At 38.4% G+C, this 1919-nt stretch carries 1 protein-coding gene; it reads left to right on the top strand.

What is annotated here, in order from left to right; genetic code table 11:
• Positions 1-165 precede the first annotated feature (165 nt).
• Positions 166-1919, top strand: a 1754-nt coding sequence (locus DBR11_RS16195) for a glutamate synthase central domain-containing protein (RefSeq protein ID WP_304594098.1), incomplete at its 3' end; no start/stop codon positions are given.

Below are 1919 nucleotides of genomic sequence, written 5' to 3' on the forward strand. Positions count from 1 at the left end.
AATAAGAGCGTTGCGAAATTCATAATTGGCAACGATTTAAATTATGATATTTTTAATACTTATATAATTTCAGAAGTAATTAATTCATTTTTCTGAAAAATATATACAAAAATGGCAATTTTATTTAGAAATCTCTATCTTAGTGTTTCTAACACACTTAGCTTTATGGACCACACAGAAGACAATCAGGGATTATATGACCAGCGTTTTGAACACGATGCCTGCGGTATTGGGTTTGTTGCTCATGTAAAGGGAAGGAAGTCCCAGCAAATCATTTCAGATGCCATTACCATACTTGAAAAATTAGATCATAGAGGAGCAGTAGGGGCTGAGATCAACACCGGAGACGGTGCAGGGATCATGATTCAAATTCCACACGAATTTCTTTACGACGAATGCTTAAAAATCGGATTTAGCCTGAACCAATCCGGTGATTACGGCGTAGGGATGTTATTTTTACCTAAAGACATTAAAGCCCGGGAAGAGTGCCGCGAGGTAATTTACCGTGCTGCTGAAAAACTAAACTTAGAAGTTCTTGGTTTTAGAAAAGTTCAGACAGACACTGCTGATATAGGTGATATGGCTTTATCGGTTGAACCAGAAATGGAACAACTATTTATAGCAAGACCTTATGCTATTGCTGCTGGAGCTGATTTTGAACGTAAGCTATATGTATTTAAAAACTACCTGACCAAAACCATACTAAATACTGTTAACGGAATTAAATCTGATTTTTATATTGCCTCGTTCTCGTCAAGGACTATTGTATATAAAGGTCAGCTGACTTCTTTACAGGTTAGAACTTATTTTACAGAATTAAGTGATAAACGTGTAGTGTCTGCATTTGGACTTGTACACTCTCGTTTTGCAACCAATACTTTTCCATCGTGGAGATTGGCGCAACCTTTCAGGTACATTGCCCATAATGGAGAGATCAATACCTTACAAGGTAACCTGAACTGGTTCCGTGCGAGTGTTAAATCATTTGCATCTTCTTATTTTACGCCAGAAGAACTCAATATCCTTTTACCGGTAATTGATGAAAGTCAGTCCGATTCAGGATGTCTAGACAATATAGTTGAATTATTACTGCATGCAGGTAGATCCTTACCGCATGTATTGATGATGCTGGTTCCTGAGGCATGGGATGGCAATGAAGATATGGATGAACTGAAGCAGGCATTTTATAAATTTCATGCTACCTTAATGGAGCCTTGGGACGGACCTGCAGCAATTGCTTTTACAGATGGAAACCTAATTGGTGCAACCTTAGATAGAAACGGTCTTCGCCCATCCAGATACGCAATTACTGAGGATGACCGTGTAATTATGGCCTCTGAAGCGGGTGTTTTAGCTTTAGATCAGAGCAAAATCATTGAGAAAGGTAGGTTAACTCCTGGAAAAATGTTTGTGGTAGACATGGAGCAGGGCCGTATTATTAGTGATGAAGAGGTTAAACAGCAGGTTTGTAGCAGAAGACCGTACGCAGACTGGTTGAATCAATACCAGATCAGGCTTGAAGAGTTATCTGATCCACGTGTAGTATTTAGTAATCTTTCAGAGGAGTCTATCTTTAAATATCAGCAGGTTTTTGGTTATACCAGAGAAGATATTGATTTAATCATTAAGCCAATGGCACTTGAAGGTAAAGAGGCTATAGGTTCTATGGGAACAGATACGCCATTGGCTATATTGTCTCAGAAACCTCAGCATTTGTCTTCATACTTTAAACAGCTATTTGCCCAGGTAACCAATCCGCCAATTGATCCGATTCGTGAAAAAGTGGTGATGAGTTTGGCTGGATTTATGGGGAATAATGGCAATTTACTGGAGGAACATGCCATGCAATGCCATTGTGTTGGCATTAAACATCCAATATTAACTAATCTTGAATTAGAGAAATTAAGAAGTATTGATAC

Source organism: Pedobacter sp. HMWF019 (assembly GCF_003061025.1).
Lineage (GTDB): Bacteria > Bacteroidota > Bacteroidia > Sphingobacteriales > Sphingobacteriaceae > Pedobacter.